The following is a 26,945-nucleotide window of genomic DNA, read 5'->3' as shown; positions in this document are numbered from 1 at the left end:
CCGCCGTGGGTGGAACCGCGCACAGCGCCGACGGGTCCGGCCAGCCCTGGGCTCCTGTCCGCGCAGGAGCATTTACGGCGACACACCGCCAACACCCGGACACGCCACGTAACCTCACGGATATGAAGACACCCGCACCCGACACATCGCCGGATGCCGGCCATGACGAGGCGCGGAGGCGGCTGGACGCATACACCTACCTCAGCGCCCCCGAGCGGCTGGAGCACCTGGCCATCATGCGGGTCTTCTGCGGGACCCTGCTGGCGGACCTGGCCGTCCCGGACGTCCTGGCGAAGCTGCGCCAGGCCGACGGCCCTGCCGCCGGGCTCGACGCCGACACCCTCACCGTCCGGCTGGAACAGCTGGTGAAGTGGGGAAACCTGCTGCGCAGCAGCCACACCGTAAAAGCGTCCAGCATCAGCGAGTACCAGCGGTCCCGTGCGCGTTACCAGCTGTCGAAGCTGGGCGAGCGCATCCAGCGTGACGCCGATGGCGTCCTGGCCGAGGCGGACGCCGCCCGCGAGGTGAGCAACGAGCTGCTCGCCCTGGTCGAGCGCGGGCTCAGGGAGCTGGCCGAGCTCGTGACCGTGCCCGGCGGCATCGAACCGCAGGACGGGCTGGAGCGGGTCAGTACGCTGTTCGTGCAGTTCAGCGAATTCGCTGACTCCATCCGGGACTTCTACGCCTACCTCGGCCAGGTGCTGGCCCGGTACGACCTGGACAGCGCCGAGTACCAGGGCTTCAAGGAGCTGCTCCTCGACTACGTCGAGGCGATCACTGAAGACGTGGCGTTTCGTGCGCCCCGGATCTCGGCGGCCCTGGACACGCTGTGGCCGCACGTCCCGGGTCTGCTGGTCCGGCTGGACGCCCACGCACAGGGCCTCACCGGGCTGTCCCCGCAGGGCGACGGCCGCCCGGAGACACGGGTGCAGCGCAGCCGTGGGCGCGAGTTCGCGGACTGGGAGGGCCTGCGCGGCTGGTTCAGCGACACCGACGGGCAGGGCAGCCAGGTCGATCAACTGCGGGACGCCACCCTGCGCGCGTTGCAGTCGCTGCTCGCCAATGCCAAGCGGATGCTGCGGTCGGCCACCGGGGAGATGTCCCGGCGCAAGGATCTGCTGCGGCTGGCCCGGTGGTTCGAGGAAGCGGCGCCGCAGGACGCGCACGACATCGCCGTCGCCGCCTTCGGGCTCTACGGCGCCCGCCATCTGGGCATACCCCCGGCCACCGACGAGGTGGTGCCCGCCTACACGAGCTGGTGGACCGGGCCGGTGGTCGAGGTGCCGGTGGCCCTGCGGGAGAGGGGCAGCCGCGCCCAGCGGGGCCGGACGTCCGCTGTCGAGGACCACTCCGCGCAGAAGCGGCGGCTGCGGGAGGCCGCCCGTGAGCGGGCGGCGGCCAGGGCAGCGGCGGCGGACGAACTGCGCAGCGCCTCGGGCCGGTTCGCCGAGGTACGGCTCACCTCCGCAGCGCTTGGCCTGCTTCTCGAACTGCTGGCCACCGCACTCGGGAACGCGCAGCTGAGGCGTCGCGCCGGCACGGACGGGAAGGGCGCGACGGAATTCGACCTCGACCAGGCGCACAGCGAGGACGCCGAGCTGGGCATACGGCTCACCGTGCGACGCACGGCGGGCGCGCGGTGCGTCATGCACTCGGCCGACGGAGACCTGCTGCTGGACGACCTGGAGCTGGACGTCGGCCGTACCTCCTCCACCGCGGCCGACGGCGATGCGGAGGTGAGCGTGTCATGACCCTCCCCTCGGCACACGACGTGGCTCTGGCCGCCGAGCGCCGCAGCGCCGCCCGGTTGCTGCTCGCCCATCCGTTGGTCACCTCGGACGGCCCGCACGCCGACCTCTTCCCGCTGATCCGCAGGCACGCCGACTGGCTGGGCAAACGGTTCCAGCAGGTGCTCGGCTACCGCCTGCTGGTCGACAGCTCCTACGCCCGGCTGTTCAAAGCAGGGCTGGGGGCAGGCGCAGGACACCGGCTGGAGCGCTCCACCGGCACCCCCTTCACCCCTCACACGTACGCCTGCCTCGCGCTGGCCCTGTCCGTGCTGGTGACCGCCCCCGAACAACTGCTGCTGTCGCAACTGGTGGCCGACATCAGGGCCGCCGCGGCCGACGCGGGGATCGAGCCGGAGGAGACGGGCAGGGCGGCCGGGAAACGGACCCTGGTCGCGGCGCTGCGGCAGCTCGTCGAGTGGCGCGTCCTGATCGAGACCGAAGGCCATGTGGCCGCGCTCGCGCAGGAAGCGGGCGGAGAGGCCCTGATCACGGTCGATCGGGAGCTGGCCCGCGTCGTCGTCGCCGGCCCGCTCGCCCAGGCCCGTGACGGCGCCGACCTGGTCCGGCGGGCGGCGGACCCGGGGTTCGGCGGACCTCGCACCTATGTGCGCCGGATGCTCGTCGAGACGCCCGTCGTCCACCTCGACGAGCTGACCGACGCCGAACGCGACTGGTTGCGCACCCGGCAGCGCCGGGAAGCACAGGCGTTCTCCGAACTTCTGGGTCTGGAGATGGAGATCCGCGCCGAGGGAGTGGCGTTGGTGGATCCCGAGGACGAGCTGACGGATCTGCACCTGCCGGGCACCGGGACGGTCGCGCAGGCCGCGCTGCTGCTGGTGGAACGCCTTGTGGAGCGGCTTCGGCCACAGGACCCCGGACACCCGGCAACCGGAGGGACGCTCGTCATCGGCGTGGGCGTCCCGGACGGCCTCGTGGACGAGCTGCTGGCCGGACTGGTCGCCGAGTACGGACAGCGCAGCAACTGGCAGCGTGGCTACCTGGAGGACATCCCCGCCCTGCGGGAGGCCGTGCTGGACCTGCTGGCCCGCATGCGGCTGATGGCCCGGACCGGCCCGGTGCGCGCCGAGGGAGACGGACTGCCGGAAGGGTACGCCGAACAGGCACCGGAAGGGCGCACCGTAACGGATGTTCGTGGGGCACGTCCCTGCGGCGACGGGTGGGTGCTGCTGGCCGCGGCGGCACGCTACGCCACCCACGTGACCATGCGCCCGGCCACCGCAGCCGGTAAGGGGCTCGACGCCCAGGAGGAGTTGCCGCTGTGACCACCGATGCGCGTGGCCTCGTCCCGCTGCCGCGTTCCGGCCCCGCGACGACCGCCGGCACCCGTTTCCGGCTGCACCGCGCGGGCATCCAGAACGTCTGGCAGTACGACGAGCAGGAGTTCGCCTTCGGCGACGGACGGCTGCTGCTGCGCGGCAAGAACGGCGCGGGCAAGTCCAAGGCCCTGGAGATGTTGCTTCCGTATCTGCTGGACGGTGACTCACGGGCACTGGACGCCACAGGCACCGGCAGGACCACCCTCGCCTGGCTGATGCTGGACGGGTTCGAGCAGACGAACCGTCTCGGCTACCTGTGGGTGGAGTTTCGGGGCACGGCCGAGGGCGGCGACCACCGCCACCTCACCCTCGGCGCCGCCATCCGTGCCTCGAAGTCGACGCAGAAGGCGCTGCCGACGTTCTTCGTCACCCCGCTGCGCGTCGGTGAGGACCTACACCTGGTCGAGGGCGGAAGGCCCCTGCCGGTCGACCGGCTCAAGGAGATCGTCGGCTCCGACAACGTCACCGACCGCGCGGTCGTCCACCGCGCGCGGGTGGCGCGGGAACTGTTCGGCATCACCGACGCGACCCGCTACCGCAACCTCACCCAGCTCCTCCACCGGCTGCGGCGGCCCACGGTCGGGGACCGCATCGAGCACGGAGGACTGGCCTCCTTGCTGAGCGAGACCCTGCCGGGACTCGACGAGGACGTGGTCGAGAAGGTCGCGCGCAACCTCCACGACCTCGACGCCGTACGCGACGAACTCGGCCGCCTGGAGCGCACCGATACGGCGCTGCGTACCTTCCTCACCAGTTACCGCGGTTACCTGTCCGGCGTCCTGCGCACCTGCGCGCAGGCGGTGAGCCGGGAGCTGGAGGTCCTCGCACAGCGACGCCGGGCGGCCGGAGACGCCGCACAGCGGACCAGCGAGCTGCAGACGCGGGAGGAGGAGGCGGAAGCCCGGCTGGAAACCCTGCGCGAAGAGGAAGAAGCCGCCCGGACCGACCTCGCCGCCCTGCACGCCAGCCACGCCTACCGCAGTCTGCGCGAACTGTCGGAACGCCGCACCACCGTCGAGGCGCTGCACACCGCCGCCGTGGCCGCCTTCACCGCCCTCAGCAACGCACACGGCGCAGAAGAAGGCGCGGCCGAGCGGCTGGCTGACGGTGTCGAACACCTCGGCAGCCGGCTCGCCGAACTCAGCACTGAACACCGGGAACTGCTGACACAGGCGGAGAAGGCCGGGCTTCCCACCGGCCATCTCGGCGAGGCAGTCGCTCTGCCCCGCACGGTCCGCTCCCCGGACGTCGAGACGGAGCTGACCGCTCCGGACGGGGAGGCGCACATCGCGCAGCACCGGTCGGTCGTCCGTGTGGACACGGCGGCGGTGCAGGACGGACTGCTTTCCTGGCAGGGGCAGCTGGAGGACGCCGAGACGGTCGTGAAGAACCGGACCCGAATGGTCCAGGAGGTGACGCGCCTCACCGCGCAGGCCGAGAAGGCCCGAAGCCGGGCGGAGCAGGCCGACACCGAGCGGGAACGGCTGGAGGGCGAGGCGGAAGAGGCCGTCGGCCGTCTCGACGCCGACCGCGAGAAGATCGCCGAGGAGAGCGGTGCCTATACCCGCCGGGTCGCCGAGTGGGTCACACGCACGCGGGCCGCCGTCGGGTCCGACTGCCCGCCGCTGGACGCCGTCCACGCAGTGGTCGCCTGCGAGAGCTCCGCCGACGCCCCGTTCGCGGACCGCACGCTCCCGCCCGACATCGACGGCCAGGCGTGGCAGGCCGCCCATGCCGCACTGGAGCCGTACGGCGAGGAACTCACCGGGAGCCGCGACGCGCTCGCCCTCACCGTCGGCCGGCTCGACGAGGAACTCGGCCGCCTGGCGAGTCAGAAGCGTGACTGGGAGCGACGTACCGATCCCGAGCCGCCGGTCCCCTACCATCGCGTCGCCGGAAGGACACCCGGCACCGGGGCGCCCTTCTACCGGCTGGTGGACTTCGTGGATGATCTGAGCCCCGCGCATCGGGCCGGTCTGGAAGCAGCGCTGGAAGCCAGCGGGATCCTGGACGCGTGGGTCGGCGCGGACGGCGCTCTTGTCGATCCCGGCACTCGTGACACTCTGCTGCGCCCGGGGCCCACGTTGCGGGACCGGCCGACCCTCGCCTCGGCCCTGCGCCCAGCACCGCAACCGGGGTGGGGGGTCAGGTCCGAGCAGGTGGAACACCTGCTGGCCGCCATCGCGCTCGCACCGGCCGAGGAAACGACCGCTCATGACGCGGTGTACTACGACGGAAGCTGGCGTCTGGGCATCCTCAGCGGCCGGCACCACAAGAGTGACGCCGAGTACGTGGGAGCCGCTGTACGCGCCGAGACCCGGCGGCGCATCCTGGCCGAGCTGGAGGAGCGGCTCACGCAGACGGAGCAGCGGCTGGCCGACGCCCGTCACGAACTCACCGAGGCCGACGCCCGGCGCCGGGCCCTCAGGCTCGCGGAGCAGGACTTCCCCCGGGCACGCGGTCTCGCCGACGCCTGGAGCAGAGCCGAGTCGGACGAGAGAACACTGCGTGACCTGACCGCCAAGGCGACCCGCGCGGCACGTCTGGCCGAGGAGGCCCGCGCTCTCGCCGTAGCCGCACGCGCCGAGGCGGACGCCACCGCCACCGCCCATGACCTGCCCAGCAACCCCGTCGAGCTGGAGCCCGTACGCACCGCGCTGGCTGCCCTCCTCACGGGCATCGGGCGTCTTCGCAGGGCGGTCGGCGGCACGGGCGAGCGGCTCGGCGCCCATCACGCCGATGCCGACCGGTACGAACGCGCCCGTAGCGACCGCCTTGCCGCGGAGGAGAACTACCGGCTCCGCCTCACCGGGCTGCGTACCGCGCAACAGGACCTGCGCACCCGCGAGGAGGCCATCGGCGCGACCGAAGAAGAGATCCTCACCCGCGAGCAGGAAGCCAGACAACGCATCGGGCACGCCGCCCAGGCTGTCCCGGCGGCACAACGCATCCGGAACGATCTGCACGACCGGCGCGTGCGCGCGGAAGAGGAGGAGAAGCGCCTGCGCGAGGACCTGGCCGCCCAGGAGACGGCGGTCATCGCAACCGGCGGCGCCCTTCGCGGCGCACTCGGCCGGCCGGAGGTGCTGCGCGGGGCCGGTCTGGACCGGTCCTCACTGCCCGAGGACGTGGCGGACGATCCCGGCTCGGACGTCCGCAGCCGTCTGCGCGCGCTACATGCACTGGCCGACGCGGTACAACAGGCCCTCGGGCGCCCGAAAGGCGAGGTGTCGGACAGCATCCTGCTCAACCGGCACACCGAACTGCGCGACCAACTGGCCGGCGGCTACGACGCGCAACTGGAGGAACGAGACGGGATCAAGGTGTGCCGCCTGATCGACGACCACGGCTCCCACGACGTCGCGGCCGTGGGTGAGCGGATCGCCGTCCAGGCGGCAGAGGCCCGGGGACGGCTCACCGAGCGCGAACGCGAGGTGTTCCAGCGGTTCCTGACCGGCGAGCTCGGCGACCATCTCTCGACCCAGGTCATCACCGCGACGAACCTGGTCGCGGCTCTCAACGACACCCTGCGGACCGTACGCACCTCCCACGGTCTCGGCGTGGAGCTGCTGTGGAAGCTGGACGAGGACGTGGACGCGGACGTGCGGGCGGCTGTCGAGCTGCTGCGCAGTCCGTCGAGCCTGCGCACGCGTGAGCAGACCGAGCAGCTCCGCGAGGTGCTGCAACGCCGGATCGAGGATGCGCGACGGGCCGATCCCTCAGCCGGTTACGCCGCCCATCTGCGGACCGCGCTGGACTACCGCGACTGGTTCCGCTTCCACACCTTCGTGGTCGAGGACGCAGCCCCGGGACGCAGGCGGAAACTGACCGGCCGCACCGGGCTCAGCCAGGGCGAGCAGCGCGTGCTTTCCTACCTCGTGCTCTTCGCCGCGGCCGCCGCCCACTTCACCAGCCTCGCCGAGTCGGCACCCCACGCGCCGCGGCTGATCCTGCTCGACGACGCCTTTGCCAAGGTCGACGAACCCACCCACGGGCGGCTGGGGCGGATCCTCGTCGATCTCGACCTCGACTTCGTCCTCACCAGCGAACGGCTCATGGGCAACTGGCCGGAGGTGCCGTCCCTGCACATCTACGAGTGCCTCCGTGATCCCCATGTGCGCGGGGTGGCCACCCTGCACTACACCTGGAACGGCCGGCACCGGCGTCTGGTTTCCGTATGAGCAAGCTGCCCGCGGCGACACGGGACTGGCTGGCCGGTCCCGGGCTCACCCGGCTCTGGGAAGCGGTACGCAAGCGCCTGGAAAGCAACGGCGTGCAGGCCACCGGTTCCCTCCGGCTGACCTCGGTGAGCACCCAGGAACGCAACGACCTGTCGCTCCTGCTGGGCAAACCCGTCACGGGTGCTGCCGTGACTGTGCGCCTCGACGCCCTCGACACGCGGCTGCGCGCCTCGGCGGCCGGACTCGGGCTCAGAGAGGTCCTGGAGGAACTGGGCCCTCCCCTCACCGACCGCCGTGCCGTCCGCGCAGGCATCGCGGCACGACGCGAGCACGTCTGGTCGGCGCTCGCCTCGGCGCTGGATGCCTCTCCGCTTGCCGGCCAGGAGTGGACTGGCCAGTGGTACGACCTGCTGCGCCGTACCGGCGTACCGAGAGGAGTACCACCTGAAACGGCGATACGGACGCTTCAGCAGGCTGTCCAAGTCCTCACCGTACTGCTCGGTCCGGAGCGAGGCGGCACCCGAGGCCGAGGAGAACTCGCTGCCCTGGCGACCGGGTCCGCACACGGCCTGGACGACGGCACCTGGCTCGCACGCCTCGTCCAACGCGGCATCGCCCTCGCCCACGGCACCGAGTTTCCCAGCGACGCGGCCGGCCGGCGCGCACTGTGGCGGTTGGTGTCCGTCACACCGGACGAGGTCTCCAGCACAGTGCTGACCTACGGGCTGCGGCCCATGGGCGGGGGCTGGCGGGAGCAGGCCCTGCGAGAGCGGGCAGACCATCACGCCGAAGCTCACCTCACGCCGCGCGATCTGCACGACTTGCAGCTGCGACTACCTGCCGGAGCAGTGGTCCACATCTGTGAGAATCCGCGCGTGGTGGAAGCTGCGGCGGACGCGGCATGCGTCCGGCCCTTGGTGTGCACGTCCGGCAGCGCGGCCACGGTGGTCCTCACACTCCTCGATTCCCTCGCCGCAACCGGCTGCCGTTTCGCGTACCACGGCGATTTCGACTGGCCGGGCATCGCTCTGGCGAATCGAATAATCCGCCGCTACGGAGCCCAGCCATGGCGCATGGGTGCCGAGGAGTACGAGCAGCTGGCCGCTCGCAGCCAGGCCGAGGGGATCCCTCAGCTGCCGCTCGACGGCCAGCCCGTCAACGCGGTCTGGGACCCGGGTCTCGCTCCTGCGATGACCGCTCTTGGGGTCGCGCTCCATGAAGAAGCCACTCTCGATCTCTTGGTGGCCGACCTGTCACGCCAGGCATAGAGACGACACATCCGTGACACGGCGTGGCAACGGTTCACGGCCAGCCCCATGTCGCACGCTGGCCCGGGCCCCTGGCATCGGCTCGGCGGCCTCCTCGATACGGCAGTCGAAGGGACCGCATGGCCGACGCTCCGCCGGGACGACGACGGCAGCTACGCCGATCGGTCTCAGCCTCGTGGAGATGAATCCCGAGCACCTGGCCAAGTAGAAGACATAAACGGCGGAGTACGGGTGACTAGCCTCCTGGGAGCCAACCCGCTCCCCAACCCCCTTCGACGCCACCCGAGACCACTGCACCTCAACGGTCTGACCAAGCCAAACAGCAATCCGGTCGGTGTCAATCCTCACCGAACCTCATTTGGGACGAAGAGGTCGTGGGTTCAAATCCCGCCACCCCGACAGCTGAGTAGCAGGTCAGAGGGGCCATACCAAAACTGGTATGGCCCCTCTGGCTGTCTGCGTGTCTAACCGCGTGACTCGTCACAGCCGTGCCGGAGCTCGCGAAGCGTCCACTCGTCGGCGTCTGAATTCACGGCCGGTTGGGCGACGGTTGGGCAAGGCGGGCGGTGGGGCGTCCGAATCTGCCGGGCCATCGAGCCGGCCGCTCCGCCGACCTCACGCGCACTTCACCCCTGGTCCGTCGCCTCAATTGCCAGCAGTAGGGTGCTGGGCGTGGACAGCACCCTGCAATTGCCGACAGAAGAAGAAATGGAGCTGGTCGAGTTCGCCCGGCGCATTGTGGAGGCCAACGGCGACGGGGAGGTGCACACGGTTGGCGCCGCTGTCCGAGATGCGGGGGGACGGATATTCGGTGGCATCAACCTCTACCACTTCACTGGCGGACCCTGTGCAGAGCTCGTGGCACTGGGGCATGCCCGTGCGGCAGGGGCGCGTGAGCTGGCGACCATTGTCGCTGTCGGCGACAGGGACCGCGGTGTGCTCGCGCCGTGTGGCCGTGATCGACAAGTCCTTCTCGACCACCATCCAGGCATACGCGTCCTGGTGCCCACGGCCGACGGGGTTCGCAGCATCGCCATAGCGGACCTCCTGCCGCACAGCTATGTATGGGCCGATCAGGCCGCTTCCTCTGAACCGGGCTGCCATGCGACGGCGAGGCAGCCCATGTATTTCCATCGGGACTATCTCGACGCCGTCCGCACCGGACGGAAGACGACGACCGTTCGCTTCCGTGATCCGGTCGCCACCGGGCCGGTCGACATGGTCTTCGAGCTGGATGAGGAGGTGGTGCTACGGGGTGTCGTAACGCAGATCACCTCAAAAAGGGTCGGTGAGCTGACCGAACAGGACGCCATCGCTGACGGATTCCGCGATCTTGAAGAACTGCACGACAGGCTGCGGTACCACTACCCGGACATCGTTCCCTCCGATGAGGTTGCCATCGTCCAGTTCCGCCTGGCTGACGCATGAACCCTTGCCCAGCTAAGGGGTGAGTGTCCGACTGCGTGACGACGCCTACGGACAGCGGCGGACAACCGCCACGCCTACGGACCATCGCACCAGGTCATCTGGGACGGCCAGCGCCTCCACGCCGGGCGATCTCTTCCGGCCGTAAGCGTAGGTCGGTGTGGACTCCGGGGTCAGTGCGGGCCGGCGGGCGGGCCGGGGGCGGCGCGCCTAGGCTTGGTGTTTCGATATTTCCTGTATTTCCTGTATCGGCTCCCAGGACGGAGGCGCGATGCTGAGGACACCGGTGTGCCCGGTGCTGGGCGTCGAGGTGCCGATCGTGCAAGGGCCGCTCGGCGGGCCCTGGCAGCAGAGCATGCGGCTGGCCGCCGCGGTCAGCGACGCGGGGGCGCTGGGCAGTGTGCCCACCACGCTGCGCACGCCGGCGCAGGTCCGTGACGACGTCCGTCGGTTGCGGGATCTCACCGATCGGCCCTTCGCCGTGAACATGACCCGGCGGCCGTTCGACCCCGAGGTCTTCGACGCGGTGCTCGCCGAGGCTCCTGCGGTGTTCTCCTTCGCGCTCGGCGAGCCGGGCGACCTGGTGGCCCGCGTCCACGACGCCGGCGCGGTCTTTCTCCAGCAGGTGACGACGGTCGAGCAGGCGGTACGCGCGGCCGAGGCCGGTGTCGACGTGATCAGCTCCCAGGGCACCGAGTCCGGCGGGTTCTCCGGTGACGTCAGCACGATGGCGCTGGTGCCGCAGGTCGTCGACGCCGTACGGCCGCTGCCGGTACTCGCCTCCGGCGGCATCGCCGACGGCCGGGGCATCGCCGCGGCCCTGGCCCTGGGGGCGCAGGGCGTCAACATCGGCACCCGGTTCCTGGCCTCCGCCGAGTGCGGCGTCAGCGACGACTGGAAGGCTGCCCTCGTCTCCGCCGCCAGTCAGGACGCCGTCAAAGTGGCGTTCGCCGAGCACATCCTGCCCCCGCCGACCGAGGGCGGATACCGTACCGTCCCCCGGTCGCTGCGCACCCCGTTCGTCGAGGAGGGGAACGCCCGACCCGGCATGGCCGCCGAGCAGGCCGAGACGTTGCGCACCCAGGTGATGACGTCGATGCGCGACGGCACGGCGCACGAACTGATCCCGCTGACGGGCCAGTCCGCCGGGCTCGTGCGGGACATCACCCCGGCCGCCGAACTCGTCCACCGGCTGATCTCCGAGGCAGAGGCGACGCTGCGCGCTCTCGGCGACCTGCTGTCGGCCAAGAACGGTGCCGATCGACCGATCAACGATTCACACCATTCAAACCATGCAACGAACGCTGACTGACGTTTGCCCCTCGTGACGGCGGGGGCGGCGGGGCGTTGGTGGTCGGCTTGTCCTGGGGGAAACGTCCAGGTCACGGGCCGTGCGCGGGTGCCGGCCGCGAGATTCTGTGCCCCTGGCCACAGCGGGTGGGGCGTGCGTGGGCGCATACTGAGTCATGACCAAGCCTGCGGCGCCCAAGCGTCATCTGCCCACCAGTCCCTTCAAAGCCCCGGTCGTACCGGCGCCCAAGCACTTCGCCACGGGGGACCAGGTCACCCATGACGTGTACGGTCTCGGCCGCGTGGTCGGCATCGAGGACGGTGTCGCGGCGCTCGTGGATTTCGGCTCGGCCCAGATGCGGATCTTGAGCCCGTACTCCAAGATGACCAAGCTCTAGGACCACTGTGTGCGATCACGGCACGCCAGGCCCCGTCCGGGGCCTGTGACGAAAGGCAGACCTCTCATCGACACGACATCGCTGTTCTCCGCGCTGGAAGGGCAGCCTCGCCGTTCCATCCCGGTGGCGCCGCCCCCGACGACCAACCCCTTCCAGGGCCCGGGCTTCGGGGAGGACGAGACCGTATGGCCCACCGAGGACACGCCTGAGCCCGCTGCCTAGCGGGAGTCAGGCGGGGCCTCTTCCTGTCAGGCGGGCGTGGCCGCCATCGCGGGGGGCTGGGTCGCGGTGGGGCGGGGCTGTTCCGTGGACGACCAAGTCCACAGGTGGGACAGCGGTTCCGGGTCGGGGGTGTGGCCCTCCGTCCAGAGGCGGGCCGCTGCCGTCAGCGTGGACTGGCGGTCCGCCTCTCGTGTCCCCGGGCGGGACGGGAGGAGCGGGAGCGCCGCGCTGGCGCCCAGGCGGACCGCGCGGTGGCGGCGGGCGAAGGCCGTGAGGGTCTGGCGCGGGCCTGCCTCCACGAGCAGGACGTCGCCGGCCGCGAGGAGTTCGTCCAGGGCGGGCAGGAAGTGCACCGTGTCCGTGACCTGGCGGGCCCAGAACCTGGGGCTGCGGGCGTCCTCCGGGCGCATCAGGCCTCCGGTGTAGCCCGAGTAGAGGGGGAGGGACGGTTCGCGGAAGGCGATGCCGTCGTACGCCGTCTCCAGTGCGTCGGACGCCGGGGCCATCGCCGGCGAGTGGAAGGGGCTGGTCGCCGGGACGGGGACCAGCGTGTAGCCGTCGGCCCGCAGGCGGGTCTCGGCGCGGGCCAGGGGCTCGGCCGAACCGGCCAGCATGACCTGCTGGTTGGCGTTCACCGCGGCGATCGACACGTCCGCGTCCAGATACGGGCGCAGTTGTTCCGCGCTCGCCGCGACCGCCAGCATGCCGCCGGGCGGGATCCGCACGGCCTCGCGTACGCGGGCCATGACCATCCGTACCGCGTCCGGCAGGGACATCACGCCCGCGATGGCCGCCGCGACCAGCTCGCCGGCGCTGTGGCCCAGCAGGGCCACGGGGCGGATGCCCCAGCTGAGAACCATGCGGCCGAGGGCGTAGTCCACGGCGAACAGCAGCGGCTGGGCCCGGCGGACGTCGTCGATGCCGATGGCGGGGGCCGAGTCCGTCAGCCAGTCGGCGACGATCGCGGGCCCCTCCGGGCCCATGTGCGAGACCACCGCGTCGACGGCCGCCGTGAACACCGGCTCACGGCCGTACAGGCCGGCCGCCATGGCCCTGTGCTGTGATCCCTGGCCCGGGAAGAGCAGAGCGACGGGGCGCGGCCGGGAGGCGGTGGCGGTCCTGGCCTTGTGGACGGCGCCCTCCGCCAGCCGCGCGACCGTGACGGCCGCGCCCCGGACCGGGCCCGGTGCCGTACCGCACGGCACCCGTGCCGGCAGGGACGGGAACGCCTCGCAGTGCAGGCCGCCTACCAGGGACAGGAGTTCGGCGCGCACCCGGGTCTCGTCCGCCTCGTCCCGGCCCGACCACAGCAGCAGCCGGTGCCGGTCGGGGTCCGTGTCGCGCCGGCCGTGGCGCAGGGGGCGCAGCGGGGGTGTCGCGTCCGGGTCGCCCGTGTCGGCGAGGTCGACGACGCCCACGACCTGGTCGCCGTCCGCGACCGCCTCCGCGGCGCGCTTGACCGCGTACACGGTGATGGTGTCCGGTGCGGGTTCGCCGAAGCCGGCCACCAGGGCCAAGTCGGCTTCCCCGGCGAGGAGTTCGTCGTGGGCCCGGCGCAGGGCGCGGCCGGGTGTGGCCGCGGTGCGGATCCGGAAGGACTCGTGCTCCGCGGGGAGCGCCGGGTCCTGGACCGCGGCGCCGATGTGGACGACCGTGCGGGCGGGGAGTTCGTGCGGTGGGCGGCCGAAGGCACGCAGCACCGCCGAGATCGCGGCGGGCGACGCGGTGAGGTGCGGGCCCTGCGGTCGGTCCGCGGACGCGGGCCCGGGGCTGACGACCAGCCTGCGGACCACCGCGCTGTGTTCCGTCAGCGGCATGGTTCCCTCCTCAGTGGCAAGTGGGACGCGTCAGTGGTCAGTGGGACGCGTGGGTGGGGCGTCGGCGGTACGTGGGTGGCAGGGGTAAGCGGCTGGGGCAGAGGAGCAGGGTGAAGGGCGGACGCCCCGCCTGACGGGGGGTGAACAGACGGGGCGGCCGCGTCGGGGGGTGGGGTGCGGTCAGGCTGCGGCCGGGGTGTCGCCCGCGTTGATCAGCGCGAGCAGTGCGCCCGGCGTCTCGGCGTCCACGACCGCGTCGTCCGGTATGGCGATGCCGTACTCGCGCTGGATCTGGCCGATCACCTGGAGCAGGGCGAGCGAGTCGTAGCCGAGTTCGATGAAGGGGGTGTCGACGACGTCGCCGTCCAGGTCGACGCCCTCCTCCTCGCCGGCGCTCTCGCGGAGCATGCGGGTCAGGTCGGCGAGGGTGACGGTGGTGGTCCCGGTGGTGGCCATGGTGGGTTGGTCCTCTCCGTGGGGTGGTGTTCTCGGTGGTGGCTGTCGGACGTGGAAGGGGCGGCGGTCCGTCAGGACGCGCGGCGTACGACCAGGGCGGCGTTGAAGCCGCCGTGGCCTCGAGCCACGATCAGGGCGTTGCGCAGACGGGCCTCCCGGACCTCGGTGACCAGGTCGATCGCGTAACCCGGATCCGCCGCGCCGGAGTTGACCGTCGGCGGGACGACGCCGTCGCGCAGCGACAGCAGCGCGGTCGCCACGTCCAGGGCCGCTCCGCCGGCCAGCAGCCGGCCGGTCATGGACTTCGGTGCGGTCACCGGCACGGCGCGCGGACCGAAGATCGCGGCCAGGGCCTCGGCCTCGGCGCGGTCCGCGGCGGGTACGCCGGCGGCGTCGGCGAAGACGACGTCGATGTCGGCGGCGGTGAGCCGCGCGTCGGCCAGGGCGTTGTCGACGGCCCTGCGCAGAGCGGTCGGGCGGCCGGGCGCGGGGTCCAGGGTGGCGGCGTAGCCCGCGATCTCACCGTAGATCCGGGCCGCGCCGCGCTCGCGGGCGCTGTCGGCGTCCTCGGTGACCAGGATCGCGCCGCCTTCGCCCGGCACGTAGCCGCTCGCCTCCGGCGAGAAGGGGAGGAACGCGCGGGCCGGGTCGTCGCTCGTGCTCATCAGGCCGGAGGCGATCTGCGGCACCCAGCCCCAGGGGCAGATCGCCGCGTCGACACCGCCGGTGATGACGACGGGGAAGCCCTTGCGGATGTGCCGGCGTGCCTGGCCGACGGCGTCGATGCCGCCGGCCTGCTCGGTGAGCAGGACCCCGCTGGGGCCGCGCAGCTTGTGGCGAATGGAGATCTGGCCGGTGTTGACGGCGTAGAACCAGGCGAAGGACTGGTACGCGCTGACGTACTCCTTGCCCTTGCTCCACAGGTTCTGCAGCTCGCGCTGGCCGAACTCGACGGCGCCGCCGGACGCGGAGGTGACCACGCCGATGCCGTACTCGGGGAGTTCGGCGGTGTCGATGCCGGCGTCCTTCAGCGCCCAGTCGGCCGCTGTGAGGGCGAGGCGCGTCATGTGGTCGGTCTGGGGCATCAGGCGGCTGGGGATGTGCTCCTCGGCGACGTAGTCCCGCACCTCCCCGGCGAGGCGCGAGGGGTAGGCGGAGGCGTCGAAGCGGGTCACCGGGGCGATGCCCGACTCGCCGGCCAGGGTGGCCCTCCAGTACGCCTCCGTGCCGAGGCCGTTGGGGGCGGTGATGCCCAGGCCGGTCACGACGGTCGTCGCGGTGCGGGTCCGGACGGCCGGGCGGACGGGTGCTGCGGTGCTGCTCATGCGGCGGTGCTCCTCTCCGGTCGGGCGAGCACCATGGCGCTCTGGAAGCCGCCGAAGCCGCTGCCGACGCTCAGCACCACGTCGGTCCGCTTCTCGCGGGCGGTGAGCGGGATGTAGTCGAGGTCGAGTTCCGGGTCGGGCTCGTGGAGGTTGGCGGTGGGCGGCAGTACGCCGTGCTCCATCGCGAGGGCGCACGCGGCGATCTCCAGGGAGCCGATCGCGCCGAGCGAGTGCCCGATCATCGACTTGATGGAGCTGACCGGGGTCCGGTACGCGTGCTCGCCGAGGCTTCGCTTGAACGCGCCGGTCTCGTGACGGTCGTTCATCTTGGTGCCGGAGCCGTGGGCGTTGATGTAGTCGATCGTGCCGGGGGCGAGGCGGGCCTCGTCCAGGGCCGCGTCGATCGCCTCGGCCATCTCGCGGCCGTCGGGCTTGAGCCCGGTCATGTGGAAGGCGTTGCAGCGGGAGGCGAACCCGGCGATCTCGGCGTAGATGTGCGCGCCGCGGCGCCGGGCGGACTCCAGCTCCTCCAGGACCAGGACGGCCGCGCCCTCCCCGAGGACCAGGCCGCTGCGGGTCCGGTCGAAGGGGCGGCAGGCGCTCTCCGGGGTGTCGTTGCGCGGGGTGGTGGCGTGGATGGCGTCGAAGCAGGCCGAGGTGATCGGTGAGATCGGTGCCTCGGTGGCGCCGGCGATCATCACGTCGGCGGTGCCCTCGCGGATCAGGTCCACGGCGTGGCCGAGGGAGTCGAGGCCGGAGGTGCAGCCGGTGGAGACCACCGCGGCGGGGCCCTCGGCTCCTGCCGCCCGGCCCACCTCGGCGGCCATCGAGCTGGGCACGAAGTGCCGGTAGAGCTCGGGGACCGCGTAGGTGTGGTCGACGTTCCAGAGGCGTCCGCCGTTGCTGACGACCGCGTACTCGCGCTCCAGGCTCGTGGTGCAGCCGACCGCGCTGCCCAGCGAGGTGCCGATGCGGCCCGGGTCGAGGGCGGCGACGTCGAGGCCGCTGTCGGCGAGGGCCTCCCGGGTGGAGACCACGGCGAACTGGGCGGCCCGGTCCAGGCGCCGGATCTCGTGCGGCGTCAGGCCCGCGGCGGCCGGGTCGAAGTCGCACTCGGCGGCGACCCGGGACCGGAAGGGCGAGGGGTCGTAGAAGCTGATCGTGCGGGTGGCGGTGCGGCCCGCGGTGAGCAGGTCCCAGTACTCCTTGACACCGACCCCTCCGGGGGCCACGACTCCAAGGCCGGTGATGGCGACTCGGCGCATGGCCTACCTGACCTTCGACGGGGCCGGGTGCCGCGAGGTGCACCAGCCGGATGGCACTGTGGGGGTCACTGTCGATCCCTTCGTCCGTGTCACTCCTGGTCACTCCATTCGGTGCGGCGGCCGGGGCGGTTCAGGGTCGGATCCTCCGCGCCCCGGCCGGCCGGACCGGTCGGCCGCCCGCTCGTGGCGTGCCGCCGTATCCGGTTCCGCCATGGAACGTCCGAGCCCTCGACCGGCGCTCGCGCGGCCGTGGACCTGAGACGGGACGCGGCGTCGGGCGGGCGGGTGCGGGGGGCATGTGGGCCTCAGGGGGACGTCACGTGGGCGTCAGGTGGGCGGGTTGCCGTGCTTGCGGGCGGGCACCTCGGCGCGCTTGGTGCGCAGCACGGCCAGCGACTCGCACAGCACGCGGCGGGTGTCCGCGGGGTCGATGACGTCGTCCACCAGGCCGCGTTCGGCCGCGTGGTACGGGTGCATCAGCTCCGTCCGGTACTCCTTGATGCGCTGGGCGCGTACGGCCTCGGGGTCGTCGGCGGCGGCGATCTCGCGCCGGAAGATGACGTTCGCCGCGCCCTCGGCGCCCATCACGGCGATCTCGTTGGTGGGCCAGGCGAAGGACAGGTCGGCGCCGATGGAGCGGGAGTCCATGACGATGTACGCGCCGCCGTACGCCTTGCGCAGCACGAGGGAGACGCGCGGGACGGTGGCGTTGCAGTATGCGTACAGCAGCTTGGCGCCGTGCCGGATGATGCCGTCGTGCTCCTGGTCGACGCCGGGCAGGAAGCCGGGGACGTCGACGAGGGTGACCAGCGGGATGTTGAAGGCGTCGCAGGTGGAGACGTGCCGGGCGGCCTTCTCGGAGGCGTGGATGTCGAGCACGCCGGCGAGGACCGCGGGCTGGTTGGCGACGATGCCGACGGTGTGGCCGTCGAGCCGGGCGAAGGCGCAGACCACATTGGGCGCCCAGTCCTCGTGGATCTCGAAGACCTCGCCGTCGTCGACGATCTCCTCGATGACGGCGCGGATGTCGTACGAGCGTCCGGGCTCGGCGGGGACCAGCTGGAGCAGGGCGTCGGTGCGGCGGTCCGGGGGGTCGTCGGTCGGGGCGGCCGGGGGCATCTCGCGGTTGTTGGACGGCAGGAGGGAGAGCAGGTACCGCACGTCCTCCAGGCACTCCTCCTCGTCGTCGTGGGCGACGTGGCAGACGCCGGAGGTGGTGGCGTGGACGTCGGCGCCGCCGAGGCCGTCGTGGGTGATGCGTTCGCCGGTGACCGCGTGGACGACGTCGGGGCCGGTGATGAACATCTGCGCGGTGTCGCGGACCATGAACACGTAGTCGGTGAGGGCCGGTGAGTAGGCCGCGCCGCCGGCGCAGGGGCCGAGCATCACGCTGATCTGCGGGATCACACCGGAGGCGGCCACGTTGCGGCGGAAGATGCCGCCGTAGCCGGCGAGTGCGGTGACACCCTCCTGGATGCGGGCGCCCGCGCCGTCGTTGAGACTGACCAGGGGGGCGCCGGCCGACTCGGCGAGGTCCATCACCTTGTGCACCTTGGCCGCGTGGGCCTCGCCGAGGGCGCCCGCGAAGACGCGGAAGTCGTGGGCGTAGGCGAACACCGTCCGGCCGTGGACCAGGCCCCAGCCGATGACGACGCCGTCGCCGTGCGGCTTGCGGTCCTCGAGGCCGAAGCCGGTGGCGCGGTGCCGGCGCAGCGGTTCGATCTCGGTGAACGTGCCCTCGTCGAAGAGGAGGCTCAGGCGCTCGTGCGCGGTGAGTTTGTTCTTCTCGTGCTGACGCCGGGTGGCGGCGGGATCGGGCCCGCGCCCCACCTCCTCCTTCAGCCGCCGCAACTCCTCGGTGGCCCGCCGCAGATCGGGACCGGGGGCTGCGGGGACTTCGCTGCGGGGTTCGGCGGCGGGGGGCGGGGCGGCGGCCGGCTCGGTGGCGGACGGCGTCGGGGCGAGGGCGGCAGGGCTCTCGGTGGCCGTCCGTGTCGCGGGCCGGGGTTCGGCAGCGGACTCGGTGGCCGTCCGTGTCGCGGGCCGGGGTTCGGCAGCGGACTCGGTGGCCGTCCGTGTCGCGGGCCGGGGTTCGGGGGTGACCGTCAGGTCGTCGAGGATCGTCATCGGCCGAACGTAGGAACGCGGCCTCGAGACCGGCTGGACCCTGGTGGGCCGGGAGGGCGAGCCGGGGCGGTCAGCGCAGGGCTTGGGGCTCGTGGGGGGCGGTCAGGTCCAGGTCCGGGTCGGCGTTGAGGACACCCTGGTGGAGGCGCTGGAGGCGGGGGGACGGTTCGAGGCCGAGTTCCTCGATGAGGGTGGTGCGCAGCCGCTGGTACGCCTCCAGGGCGCGCCATGCGCTGCCGGAGCGGTGCAGGGCCGTCATCAGCTGGGCGCAGAAGTTCTCGTGCATCGGGTGCTTGGCGACCAGGACCCGCAGTTCGGGCACGATCTCGGCGTGCCGGCCCAGTTGCAGGTCGGCGCCGATGCGCCGCTCCAGCGTGGCCATCCGGTCCTCCTCCAGCCGCAGCACCTCCAGTTCCAGCACCGAGCCGACCCGTACGTCCACCAGGGCGGGCCCGCGCCACATGCCGAGGGCGCGGCCGAGGAGGTCGGACGCGGCGCGGTGGTCGCCGGCCTCGTGGGCGGCCCGCCCGGCCGCGGCGACGCGGTCGAACTCCTGCACGTCGACCTGCCCGGGTCCGATCTGGAGCAGATAGCCGCCGTGCTGGGTGACCAGGACGTCCTTGGCCTGCTGGAGGGGGTCGCCGTCGAGCGCCGCGGCGATGTTGCGCCGGAGCTGGAGGATGTACGTCTGGAGGGTCGTCGCGGCGCTGCGCGGGATGTCCTCGCCCCAGATCTCCTCCATCAGCGTGGGTACGGTCACGACCCGGTCGGCCTGCAGCGCGAGCAGAGCGAGGATCTGGCGCGGCTTCGCCGCCGTGGGCACGACGGAGACGCCGTGCTTCCGGGCGGTGAGCGGGCCCAGCACTTGGATGTCCATGGTGTTCGCTCCCTTTCCCACGTTCCCCGTCCCAGGTCCGCCGGACGGCGGGCCTGCGCATGGACCGAGCCTGGCACCGGGAGTGCTCCGCGCCCCAGTGAAGGGGTCATGAAGGCGGACGTGAAAATGTCATGGTTCGTTGATGAGGCCAGCACTGTGCGTCTTCACACGAGCCACGCAGAATCCTCTCCACGGACCGCCGGACGCCACTCGGCGACCGACTCAGGAGGGGAACACCATGATCGTCTCGACCGTGATGAGTACTGGCACGACCCCGAACGTCTCGACCCCGAACGTCTCCGCGCAGGACCACCGCTTCGCCCTGCTGACCGCCCGCGCCGGCCTGGAGCCGGAGCTGGCCCAGCGCTACCTGAACGATCCCGCCTCGGTACTGGCCGAGTTCGGGCTGCCCGCGGCCGAGACGGTGTACCTGGCCGGTGAGCCGGCCGGTGCGGCGCAGGCCGTGGTCCGCGAGGACCTCGACACCGTGGACGCCGCGGTGACGCGCGGCTGCTACTCCAACTTCACTCACATCCCCGGCATTCCGGCCGCCGCGGCCGACGTGCGGTGACGGTGGCGGAATCGACGCCGGCCGGTCTTCCCGTCGGGTTCAAGCGGCACCTGCGGGTGGAGACGGTGGCCGGTGAGGCCGTGTACCTGCTGTCGGAGCGCGGCACCACCGTCCTGCAGGGCGATCACATCCAGGCCCTCGCACCGCTGCTGGACGGCACCCGCACGCTGGACAGGCTGCTGGCGGAGGCGCTGCCGGCGTTGCCCGCGGCGGAGGCGGGCCGGGTGATCGCCGAGCTGGCCCGGGCGGATCTGATCGGCTACCGCGACCCGGAGGCGGACGCGGCGGCGGAGGCGTACTGGGAGCTCGCCGGGGTCGGCGGCCCCGGGGTGCAGTCCGCGCTGCGCGCCGCCCCGGTGGACGTGGTCCCGCTCGGCCGGACGGACGGTGAGGCGGCCCGGGCGGAGTGCCGGGCCGCCGGCCTGACCCTGGCCGGGCCGGGGGCACCCGCCGCGTTCTCGCTGGTGCTGTGCGACGACTACCTGGACCCGGAGCTGGCCCGGCTGGACGAGGCGCACCGGGCGGCCGGGCGGCCGTGGCTGCTGGCCCGGCCGGGGGGCGCCGCCGTGTGGGTGGGGCCGGTGTTCGGCCCGGACGGCGCGTGCTGGTCGTGCCTGGCCCACCGGCTGCGCGGCCACCGCTCGTCGCAGGCGCCGGTGCGCTGCGCGCTCGGCCTGGTGGGTCCGCTGAAGCTGCCCGAGGCATCGCTGGTGGCCGGGCGGATGCTGGGCCTGCACACCACGGTGCTGGAGGCCCTGAAGTGGCTGGCCGGGGTGCGGTATTCGGGTCAGGACGCGGTGTGCACGCTGGACACGCGGACGCTGTCCACCCGGCACCACCCCGTGACCCGACGGCCGCAGTGCCCGCGGTGCGGGGACCCGGGTCTGGTCGGCGCGCTGGTGCGGGCGCCGTACACGCCGGTGTCCCGGCCGAAGGCGGAGGGTGCGGGGAGCAATCACCGGTCGATGACCCCCGGCGCCGTACTGGCCCGCTACCGGCATCTGATCGACCCGGTCACGGGCATCGTGGCGGAGGTCCGGCGGGCCGAGGGGACGCCGGACGGGCTCAACCGCTTCGTGTCCGGCCGCAATCTGGCGCTGCGGAGCAGTTCGCTGAACGGGCTGCGGGGCCACAGCGGCGGCAAGGGGGTCACCGCGGAGGAGGCCGAGGCCGGGGCGCTGTGCGAGGCGGTGGAACGTTACTGCGGTACGCGCCAGGGGGACGAGCCCGTCGTCCGGGACACCCTGAACGGGCTCGGTCCGGCCGCGCTGCACCCCAACGACTGCCAGCTCTTCGCCGACCGGCAGTTCGACGACCGGGAGGCGTGGAACGCCCGGCACCAGGAGATGCAGTGGGTGCCCCCGCGGTTCGACCCGGACGCGCCCACCGAGTGGACGCCGGTCTGGTCGCTGACGGCTGGCATGCACCGCATGCTGCCCACCTCCATGCTGTACTTCGGCCCGGGCCCGGACGGGGTGAGCCGCGCGCCATGGGCGGACTCCAACGGCAACGCGGCGGGCAGCAGCACCGAGGACGCGGTGGTCCAGGGCTTCCTGGAGCTCGTGGAGCGGGACGCGGTGGCGCTGTGGTGGTACAACCGGCTGCGCCGGCCGGCCGTGGACCTGGACGCCTTCGACGAGCCGTGGCTGGCCCGGACACGAGCCGCGTACGCGCGGGCGGGGCGCCGGGTGTGGGTGCTGGACCTGACGACGGACTTCGGCATCCCGGTGATGGCGGCGGTGTCCCGCCGCGAGCAAGGGGCGGCGCAGGGCATCTCGTTCGGCTTCGGCGCCCACTTCGACCCGCGGCTCGCGCTGCGCCGGGCGCTCACCGAGATGTGCCAACTGCTGCCGCCACGGGGCTATTTCGATGGGGAGACGGCACAGACGCGGCTCGGGTGTCCCGAGCTGAACCGGTGGTGGTCCACCGCGACCACGGAGCAACTGCCCTACCTGACGCCGGATTCCGGCCAGACGGCTTACGTGCCGGGTGTGTACGGCTATGTGCCGCGGGCCGATCTGCGGGCGGACGTGGAGGCCGCGGAGGGTGCGGTTCAGGCCCGGGGCATGGAGTTGCTGGTGCTCCAGCAGACCCGTCCCGACGTGGGACTCCCCGTGGTCAAGGTGATCGTCCCCGGTCTGCGGCACTTCTGGGCGCGCTATGCCCCCGGCCGGCTGTTCGACGTACCGGTGCGGCTGGGCTGGCGCGAGAAGCCGCTGGAGTACGGCGCAATCAACCCGGTTCCACTGTTCGTCTGAAGCACGCCTATTGATCAGGTTGAGTAGCCTTTACCAAATGCTGGTCATTAGCATGCGGTTCTGCAACAGTCCCTGCCGAGGAGGCTGCGATGCCGAACCGTTTCCGTCGTGCCCCCGTTGACAGACCGTCAGGCACCGGTCGCGACGAGGACACCAGCACGTACGGTTCGACACCGGAATCCGGCCATCCTCTTCGGGGGACGGCCGGCCGGCCCGCCTCCTCCCCCGAGCTCCCCGCGCCCCGGCTGGCACGTGCCATCACGGTGGTCGCCCTGTGCTGCTACGCCAGCGTCACCGTCCTCAACGTCTTACGCGCCGAACACCCGGGCCCCGTACGGCTCGTGATCTGCCTCGTCCTCGTCCTGCTGGTGTTCGGCGTGCAGTTCGTGGTCTCCGCGCCGCGGGCCCGCACCTGGAGCCTGCGGCGCAAGCTCTCGGTGCTCGGCTTCCAGGTCGCCCTCACCTACCTGCCCATCACCTCCTTCGGCCTGTCCTGGGGCAGCATGGAGGGCCCGCTCGCCGCGACCGTGCTGCTGAGCCTCCCGGCCCGCGTCGCCTGGCCGCTGTACGGGGTGGTCGTCGTCAGCATCCCGGCGTACGCGGCGGCCATCGGGGTGCCGCTCGTGGAGGTGGGCTACTTCCTCATCGCGGGCATGCTCGCCGGACTCGTCATCTACGGGCTCAGCCGGCTCACCGACCTGGTGCACGAGCTCCACGCGACCCGCGACGAGCTCGCGCGCATGGCGGTCGGCCAGGAACGCCTGCGCTTCGCCCGCGATCTGCACGACCTCCTCGGCTACAGCCTGTCCGCGGTGACGCTCAAGGGGGAGCTGATCCACCGCCTGATCACGGTCCGCCCCGAGCAGGCCCGCGAGGAGACCACCGAACTGCTCAAGGTCGCCCGCCAGGCCCTGGCGGACGTGCGCCTGGTGTCCCGCGGCTACCGCGACATGTCCCTGCGGGACGAGGCGGCCTCGGCCGCGTCGATCCTGGCGTCCGCGGACATCCGGGCCCAGGTGGACATCGACTGCGGGCCTCTGCACCCGGTCGCGGACACCGCGCTCGCGACGGCCCTGCGCGAGGGCGTCACCAACATCCTGCGCCACAGCAAGGTCGAGAGCTGCACGATAAGGGCCGTACGGCAGGACGAGATGGTCCTGCTGACCCTGGTGAACGACGGCGCGCACACCTCCGGGAAGGGGTCCGGGGGGCCCTCGGGCAGCGGGCTCGGCAATCTGCGCGAGCGGTTCACCGCGATCGGCGGCAGGCTGACCGCGGGGATGCGCGACGACGGCCGCTTCCATCTGGAGGCCCTGGCCCCGGCCACACCGCCGGTCGCCGCCGGGCCGCCGGACGCGGACGGCGGGCGGCAGGGGGGCGGTGTCGCCCTGCTGACCTGACCCGCGACGACGGCCCCTGCGACCACAGCGGCCGGACATCGGGCACGATCATGACCACCGCGACCAGGACCACCACGACCAGGACCACCACGACCACCACACCCACGACCGCGGCACCGACGACCACGGCCCGCGGCCCTCACGACCACGACCACGACCACCCGCCACGACTACGACCACGAACCACGAGGACATCGACCGACGGGGGAACCGATGCTGTCCTTGAAGATCCTGCTCGCCGAGGACATGCACATGATCCGCGGCGCGCTGGTCGCGCTGCTCGAACTCGAACCGGACCTGGAGGTGGTGGCGTCCGTCGACCGGGGCGACACCATACTCAAGGCCGCCCTGGAGACCCGCCCCGACGTGGCGATCATCGACATCGACCTGCCGGGCACGGACGGGCTCACCGCGGCGGCCGAACTCCACGAGCAGCTGCCCACCTGCCGGACGCTGATCCTGACCAACCTCGGCCGTCCCGGCACACTGCGCCGGGCGCTCAGCGCGCATGTCGCCGGATTCCTGCTGAAGGACTCCCCGCCGGACCAGCTCGCCCAGGCGGTGCGGGCGGTGGCCGCGGGACGCCGGGTCGTCGACCCGCAACTGGCCCTCACCGCCTGGGACTCCGTGGACAACCCGCTCTCGCCCAGAGAGCTCGAGGTGCTACGCCTCGCCGCCCAGGGGGCGGACACCGCCGAGATCGCGGGCTGCCTCTACCTGTCCAAGGGCACCGTCCGCAACTACCTCACCGCGATCGTCAGCAAGCTCGGCGCCCGCAACCGGATCGACGCGGTCCGGATCGCCGAGGAGGCCGGCTGGATCCCGTGACGCGGCGGGCAGGCCGCCGAACAGCGTGTCGAGCAGCCCCTCGTCCAGGGCCGTGCCGACCGACACGTCGGCCGTCTCGCCGAACCCGTGGTCGTGCACCGCGACGCTCACCACGTACCGCTCCCCCGCCCGGAACGTCGCGAACGTCCACTCGGGGCCGCCCGCGGCCGACCCGTCCGGGCGCACCAGCCGGGCCTCGGGCGCCCGCAGGTCGAAGCCGAACTCGGTGAAACGGAAGCGCAGTCCCTGCCCGAGGGCCTTGCTGTACGCCTCCTTGAGGGTCCACAGCCGCACCAGGCTGCCGTTGCGCGCCGACGGCCCGCCGGCGTCCAGCCGCCGCTTCTCCCACGGCGTGCACGCGTGGACCTCCGAGCCGGTGCCCGCGAGGCGCCGGTCGGCGCGCTCGACGTCGACCCCGATCCGGCCGAGGCGGGTCACGCCGACGACGAGCATGTCCTCGGTGTGGCTGAGGCTGACGTCGATCTGGTCGCAGCCGCGCACATAGGGCCGCCCGCCCGGCTGGTGGGCCAGATCCACCAGATGGGGCTCGGTCTGCAGGGCGGCCGCGGCGGCACAGCGCAGCAGCAGCCGTGAGGCGACGAACCGCTCGCGCATGCGCGGCTGCGTCAGGCTCTCGTAGCGCCGCCAGTCACGGCCGAGGATCCGGCGGGCGCCGTCCATCGCCTCCGGGCCCGGGTGCCAGTCGACGGCGCTTGCGTACACGACGACGCTGCCGGCCTCGGCCAGCAGCTCCCGCAGCGGCTCCCACGGACCGTCCGTCCCGTGGACGGTGAGCGGGTGCGGGATGCGCACGGGCACTCAGGCACCCGCCAGTCCGGCCGCGAGCGGACCGGCGTCCAGGGCGGAGATCACCCCGGCCAGATCGACCGCGTCGCTCCGGGGACCCTCGCAGACGGGGACGCAGGCCGGGCCGCCCATGCGGCGCAGATAGGGGCTGAGGACGACCCGGGGGCCGATCTCGACGACGTGGGTGGGTGCCTGCTGAGCCAGCATGGCGCGGGCCGCGTCGGCGAACCGCACCGGCGAGGTGAGCTGTTCGGCCCAGTACGGGGCGTAGAGGGGTTCGGTGGCCAGACGGCCGTACACCGTCGAGTAGAAGGGCAGCCGGGCGATCCCGCCGCGCAGGCGCCGTGCGGCCGCGGTGAACCGGTCCACCACCGGCTCCATCAGCGGCGAGTGGAAGGCGTGCGAGACGGCGAGACGGCGGCAGCGCACGCCACGGGAGGCGAGGCGGGCCTCGATGCGTTCCAGACCGGCGATCTCCCCGGACAGCACGGTGGACTTGGCCGCGTTCAGGGCGCCGATGCCCACGCGGGGCTCGCCCGCGACGAGTTCGGCGGCCTCGTGCCGGGTGATGCAGGCGGCCGTCATCCCGCCGCCGTACGGCAGCTGCTGCATCAGCGCCCCGCGCAGCGCCACCAGCCGGGCGGCGTCGGTCAGACCGAGGGCGCCCGCGACGGTGGCCGCGGCGAACTCCCCGATGCCGTGGCCGAGGACCGCGGCGGGCACCACCCCGGCGTCCTGGAGGGTGCGGGCGAGGGCGTAGCCGACGGCGAAGAGGGCGGGCTGGGTGCAGGACGCGAGGTGGATGCGCGGGTCCTTGTCGAGGATCAGGTCGACGACGGACAGTCCCGTGTACGGCAGCAGTGCCTCGGCCGCGTCGTGCAGGTGACGGCGGTAGCCGGTCGAGTTCAGGTAGAGGCCGGTGGTCATCCCCGGGTGCTGGCAGCCCTGGCCGGTGAAGACGAAGACGGGCCGGACCCGGTGGCCTGCGCCGCGCCGGCTGTCGCGGGAGGCGAGGTACCGGGCGAACTCACGCACGGTCGGATGGGCCCAGATGTCGTCGGGCTCGACCAGCGGGCCGAACTCCGCCTCGATGTCGCCGTAGAGGCACAGCGCGACGACCGAGTCCAGGCCGTACTCGCTCAGCGGGACCGTCTCCTCGACCGGCCGGCCGAGGTAGTGGGCGAGCCGCTCCAGCAGCCACTCGCGGTGGGCCGCTCGGGGGTGACCGGGCTCCGGGACGGACATGGGTGCTCCTTCGGGGCGAGGGTGAGTGGTCGCTGCACCGGCGGCGACGGACCGGCGG

General features: G+C 72.4%; 18 protein-coding genes and 2 pseudogenes. 12 read left to right on the top strand and 8 right to left on the bottom strand.

What is annotated here, in order from left to right:
* Positions 1–122 precede the first annotated feature (122 nt).
* The 8 genes and pseudogenes from AB0412_RS16770 to AB0412_RS16735 all read left to right on the top strand — a co-directional run bounded on the left by AB0412_RS16770 (position 123) and on the right by AB0412_RS16735 (position 11,689).
* A complete protein-coding gene (locus tag AB0412_RS16770) occupies positions 123–1,751 on the top strand; it encodes a TIGR02677 family protein (protein ID WP_366403311.1) in 1,629 nt (542 codons plus the stop codon).
* On the top strand, positions 1,748–3,073 hold the full coding sequence (locus AB0412_RS16765) for a TIGR02678 family protein (protein WP_366403310.1): 1,326 nt from the start codon (positions 1,748–1,750) through the stop codon (positions 3,071–3,073). The genes AB0412_RS16770 and AB0412_RS16765 overlap by 4 nt, the downstream gene beginning before the upstream one ends.
* A complete protein-coding gene (locus tag AB0412_RS16760) occupies positions 3,070–7,308 on the top strand; it encodes a TIGR02680 family protein (RefSeq protein ID WP_366403309.1) in 4,239 nt (1,412 codons plus the stop codon). The genes AB0412_RS16765 and AB0412_RS16760 overlap by 4 nt, the downstream gene beginning before the upstream one ends.
* Entirely contained in the window at positions 7,305–8,576 is a 1,272-nt protein-coding gene (locus AB0412_RS16755) for a TIGR02679 family protein (RefSeq protein ID WP_366403308.1), read from the top strand. Before AB0412_RS16760 ends, AB0412_RS16755 begins: the two co-directional genes overlap by 4 nt.
* 756 nt (positions 8,577–9,332) lie before the next feature.
* Positions 9,333–9,650 (top strand): annotated as a pseudogene (locus tag AB0412_RS16750) (cytidine deaminase); the annotation flags it as partial.
* A gap of 48 nt (positions 9,651–9,698) precedes the next feature.
* On the top strand, positions 9,699–10,004 hold the full coding sequence (locus AB0412_RS16745) for an ASCH domain-containing protein (protein ID WP_366403398.1): 306 nt from the start codon (positions 9,699–9,701) through the stop codon (positions 10,002–10,004).
* Positions 10,005–10,272: 268 nt separating this feature from the next.
* The gene (locus AB0412_RS16740; RefSeq protein WP_366403307.1) at positions 10,273–11,313 is read left to right on the top strand and encodes a nitronate monooxygenase; all 1,041 of its coding nucleotides are present in this window, start codon (positions 10,273–10,275) and stop codon (positions 11,311–11,313) included.
* A gap of 154 nt (positions 11,314–11,467) precedes the next feature.
* Positions 11,468–11,689, top strand: a complete 222-nt coding sequence (locus AB0412_RS16735) for a hypothetical protein (RefSeq protein WP_366403306.1) — start codon at positions 11,468–11,470, stop codon at positions 11,687–11,689.
* A 248-nt stretch (positions 11,690–11,937) separates the two neighbouring features.
* Here the strand turns inward: AB0412_RS16735 and AB0412_RS16730 are convergent, their stop codons facing one another.
* From AB0412_RS16730 to AB0412_RS16705, 6 genes are all read right to left on the bottom strand, one after another.
* Positions 11,938–13,728: an acyltransferase domain-containing protein gene (locus AB0412_RS16730; protein WP_366403305.1), complete on the bottom strand. Its 1,791-nt coding sequence runs from the start codon at positions 13,726–13,728 to the stop codon at positions 11,938–11,940.
* A gap of 180 nt (positions 13,729–13,908) precedes the next feature.
* Entirely contained in the window at positions 13,909–14,184 is a 276-nt protein-coding gene (locus tag AB0412_RS16725) for an acyl carrier protein (RefSeq protein WP_366403304.1), read from the bottom strand.
* Between the two features lie 71 nt (positions 14,185–14,255).
* A complete protein-coding gene (locus tag AB0412_RS16720; protein WP_366403303.1) occupies positions 14,256–15,509 on the bottom strand; it encodes a ketosynthase chain-length factor in 1,254 nt (417 codons plus the stop codon).
* On the bottom strand, positions 15,506–16,774 hold the full coding sequence (locus tag AB0412_RS16715) for a beta-ketoacyl-[acyl-carrier-protein] synthase family protein (protein WP_366403302.1): 1,269 nt from the start codon (positions 16,772–16,774) through the stop codon (positions 15,506–15,508). The genes AB0412_RS16720 and AB0412_RS16715 overlap by 4 nt, the downstream gene beginning before the upstream one ends.
* 327 nt (positions 16,775–17,101) lie before the next feature.
* A complete protein-coding gene (locus AB0412_RS16710) occupies positions 17,102–18,901 on the bottom strand; it encodes a carboxyl transferase domain-containing protein (RefSeq protein WP_366403301.1) in 1,800 nt (599 codons plus the stop codon).
* 70 nt (positions 18,902–18,971) lie between these two features.
* Positions 18,972–19,778 carry an AfsR/SARP family transcriptional regulator gene (locus AB0412_RS16705; protein WP_366403300.1) on the bottom strand — a complete coding sequence of 269 codons (807 nt, stop codon included), beginning with the start codon at positions 19,776–19,778 and terminating at the stop codon, positions 18,972–18,974.
* Between the two features lie 238 nt (positions 19,779–20,016).
* Here AB0412_RS16705 and AB0412_RS16700 point away from each other — a divergent pair, with 238 nt between their 5' ends.
* The 4 genes from AB0412_RS16700 to AB0412_RS16685 all read left to right on the top strand — a co-directional run bounded on the left by AB0412_RS16700 (position 20,017) and on the right by AB0412_RS16685 (position 24,835).
* Positions 20,017–20,349 (top strand): hypothetical protein, encoded by a 333-nt coding sequence (locus AB0412_RS16700; protein WP_366403299.1) that lies wholly within the window; start codon positions 20,017–20,019, stop codon positions 20,347–20,349.
* Positions 20,346–22,607 (top strand): TOMM precursor leader peptide-binding protein, encoded by a 2,262-nt coding sequence (locus AB0412_RS16695; RefSeq protein ID WP_366403298.1) that lies wholly within the window; start codon positions 20,346–20,348, stop codon positions 22,605–22,607. Before AB0412_RS16700 ends, AB0412_RS16695 begins: the two co-directional genes overlap by 4 nt.
* Positions 22,608–22,696: 89 nt before the next feature.
* The gene (locus AB0412_RS16690; RefSeq protein WP_366403297.1) at positions 22,697–24,007 is read left to right on the top strand and encodes a histidine kinase; all 1,311 of its coding nucleotides are present in this window, start codon (positions 22,697–22,699) and stop codon (positions 24,005–24,007) included.
* Positions 24,008–24,220: 213 nt separating this feature from the next.
* The gene (locus tag AB0412_RS16685; protein ID WP_366403296.1) at positions 24,221–24,835 is read left to right on the top strand and encodes a response regulator transcription factor; all 615 of its coding nucleotides are present in this window, start codon (positions 24,221–24,223) and stop codon (positions 24,833–24,835) included.
* Positions 24,836–24,949: 114 nt separating this feature from the next.
* Here the strand turns inward: AB0412_RS16685 and AB0412_RS16680 are convergent.
* A pseudogene (locus AB0412_RS16680) lies at positions 24,950–25,288 on the bottom strand (4'-phosphopantetheinyl transferase superfamily protein); the annotation flags it as partial.
* 366 nt (positions 25,289–25,654) lie between these two features.
* The gene (locus tag AB0412_RS16675; protein WP_366403295.1) at positions 25,655–26,887 is read right to left on the bottom strand and encodes an acyltransferase domain-containing protein; all 1,233 of its coding nucleotides are present in this window, start codon (positions 26,885–26,887) and stop codon (positions 25,655–25,657) included.
* Positions 26,888–26,945 lie beyond the last annotated feature (58 nt).

Source organism: Streptomyces sp. NPDC052012 (assembly GCF_040689265.1).
Taxonomy (GTDB): domain Bacteria; phylum Actinomycetota; class Actinomycetes; order Streptomycetales; family Streptomycetaceae; genus Streptomyces.
This window is presented reverse-complemented; position numbering and strand designations above follow the sequence as displayed.

Excerpts from the sequence above, each read along its gene's own strand:
- AB0412_RS16770 (WP_366403311.1), top strand. The coding sequence starts at position 123 with ATGAAGACACCCGCACCCGACACATCGCCGGATGCCGGCCATGACGAG.
- AB0412_RS16765 (WP_366403310.1), top strand. The coding sequence starts at position 1,748 with ATGACCCTCCCCTCGGCACACGACGTGGCTCTGGCCGCCGAGCGCCGC.
- AB0412_RS16755 (WP_366403308.1), top strand. The coding sequence starts at position 7,305 with ATGAGCAAGCTGCCCGCGGCGACACGGGACTGGCTGGCCGGTCCCGGG.
- AB0412_RS16745 (WP_366403398.1), top strand. The coding sequence starts at position 9,699 with ATGTATTTCCATCGGGACTATCTCGACGCCGTCCGCACCGGACGGAAG.
- AB0412_RS16740 (WP_366403307.1), top strand. The coding sequence starts at position 10,273 with ATGCTGAGGACACCGGTGTGCCCGGTGCTGGGCGTCGAGGTGCCGATC.
- AB0412_RS16735 (WP_366403306.1), top strand. The coding sequence starts at position 11,468 with ATGACCAAGCCTGCGGCGCCCAAGCGTCATCTGCCCACCAGTCCCTTC.
- AB0412_RS16730 (WP_366403305.1), bottom strand. The coding sequence starts at position 13,728 with ATGCCGCTGACGGAACACAGCGCGGTGGTCCGCAGGCTGGTCGTCAGC.
- AB0412_RS16725 (WP_366403304.1), bottom strand. The coding sequence starts at position 14,184 with ATGGCCACCACCGGGACCACCACCGTCACCCTCGCCGACCTGACCCGC.
- AB0412_RS16720 (WP_366403303.1), bottom strand. The coding sequence starts at position 15,509 with ATGAGCAGCACCGCAGCACCCGTCCGCCCGGCCGTCCGGACCCGCACC.
- AB0412_RS16715 (WP_366403302.1), bottom strand. The coding sequence starts at position 16,774 with ATGCGCCGAGTCGCCATCACCGGCCTTGGAGTCGTGGCCCCCGGAGGG.
- AB0412_RS16710 (WP_366403301.1), bottom strand. The coding sequence starts at position 18,901 with ATGACGATCCTCGACGACCTGACGGTCACCCCCGAACCCCGGCCCGCG.
- AB0412_RS16705 (WP_366403300.1), bottom strand. The coding sequence starts at position 19,778 with ATGGACATCCAAGTGCTGGGCCCGCTCACCGCCCGGAAGCACGGCGTC.
- AB0412_RS16700 (WP_366403299.1), top strand. The coding sequence starts at position 20,017 with ATGATCGTCTCGACCGTGATGAGTACTGGCACGACCCCGAACGTCTCG.
- AB0412_RS16690 (WP_366403297.1), top strand. The coding sequence starts at position 22,697 with ATGCCGAACCGTTTCCGTCGTGCCCCCGTTGACAGACCGTCAGGCACC.
- AB0412_RS16685 (WP_366403296.1), top strand. The coding sequence starts at position 24,221 with ATGCTGTCCTTGAAGATCCTGCTCGCCGAGGACATGCACATGATCCGC.
- AB0412_RS16675 (WP_366403295.1), bottom strand. The coding sequence starts at position 26,887 with ATGTCCGTCCCGGAGCCCGGTCACCCCCGAGCGGCCCACCGCGAGTGG.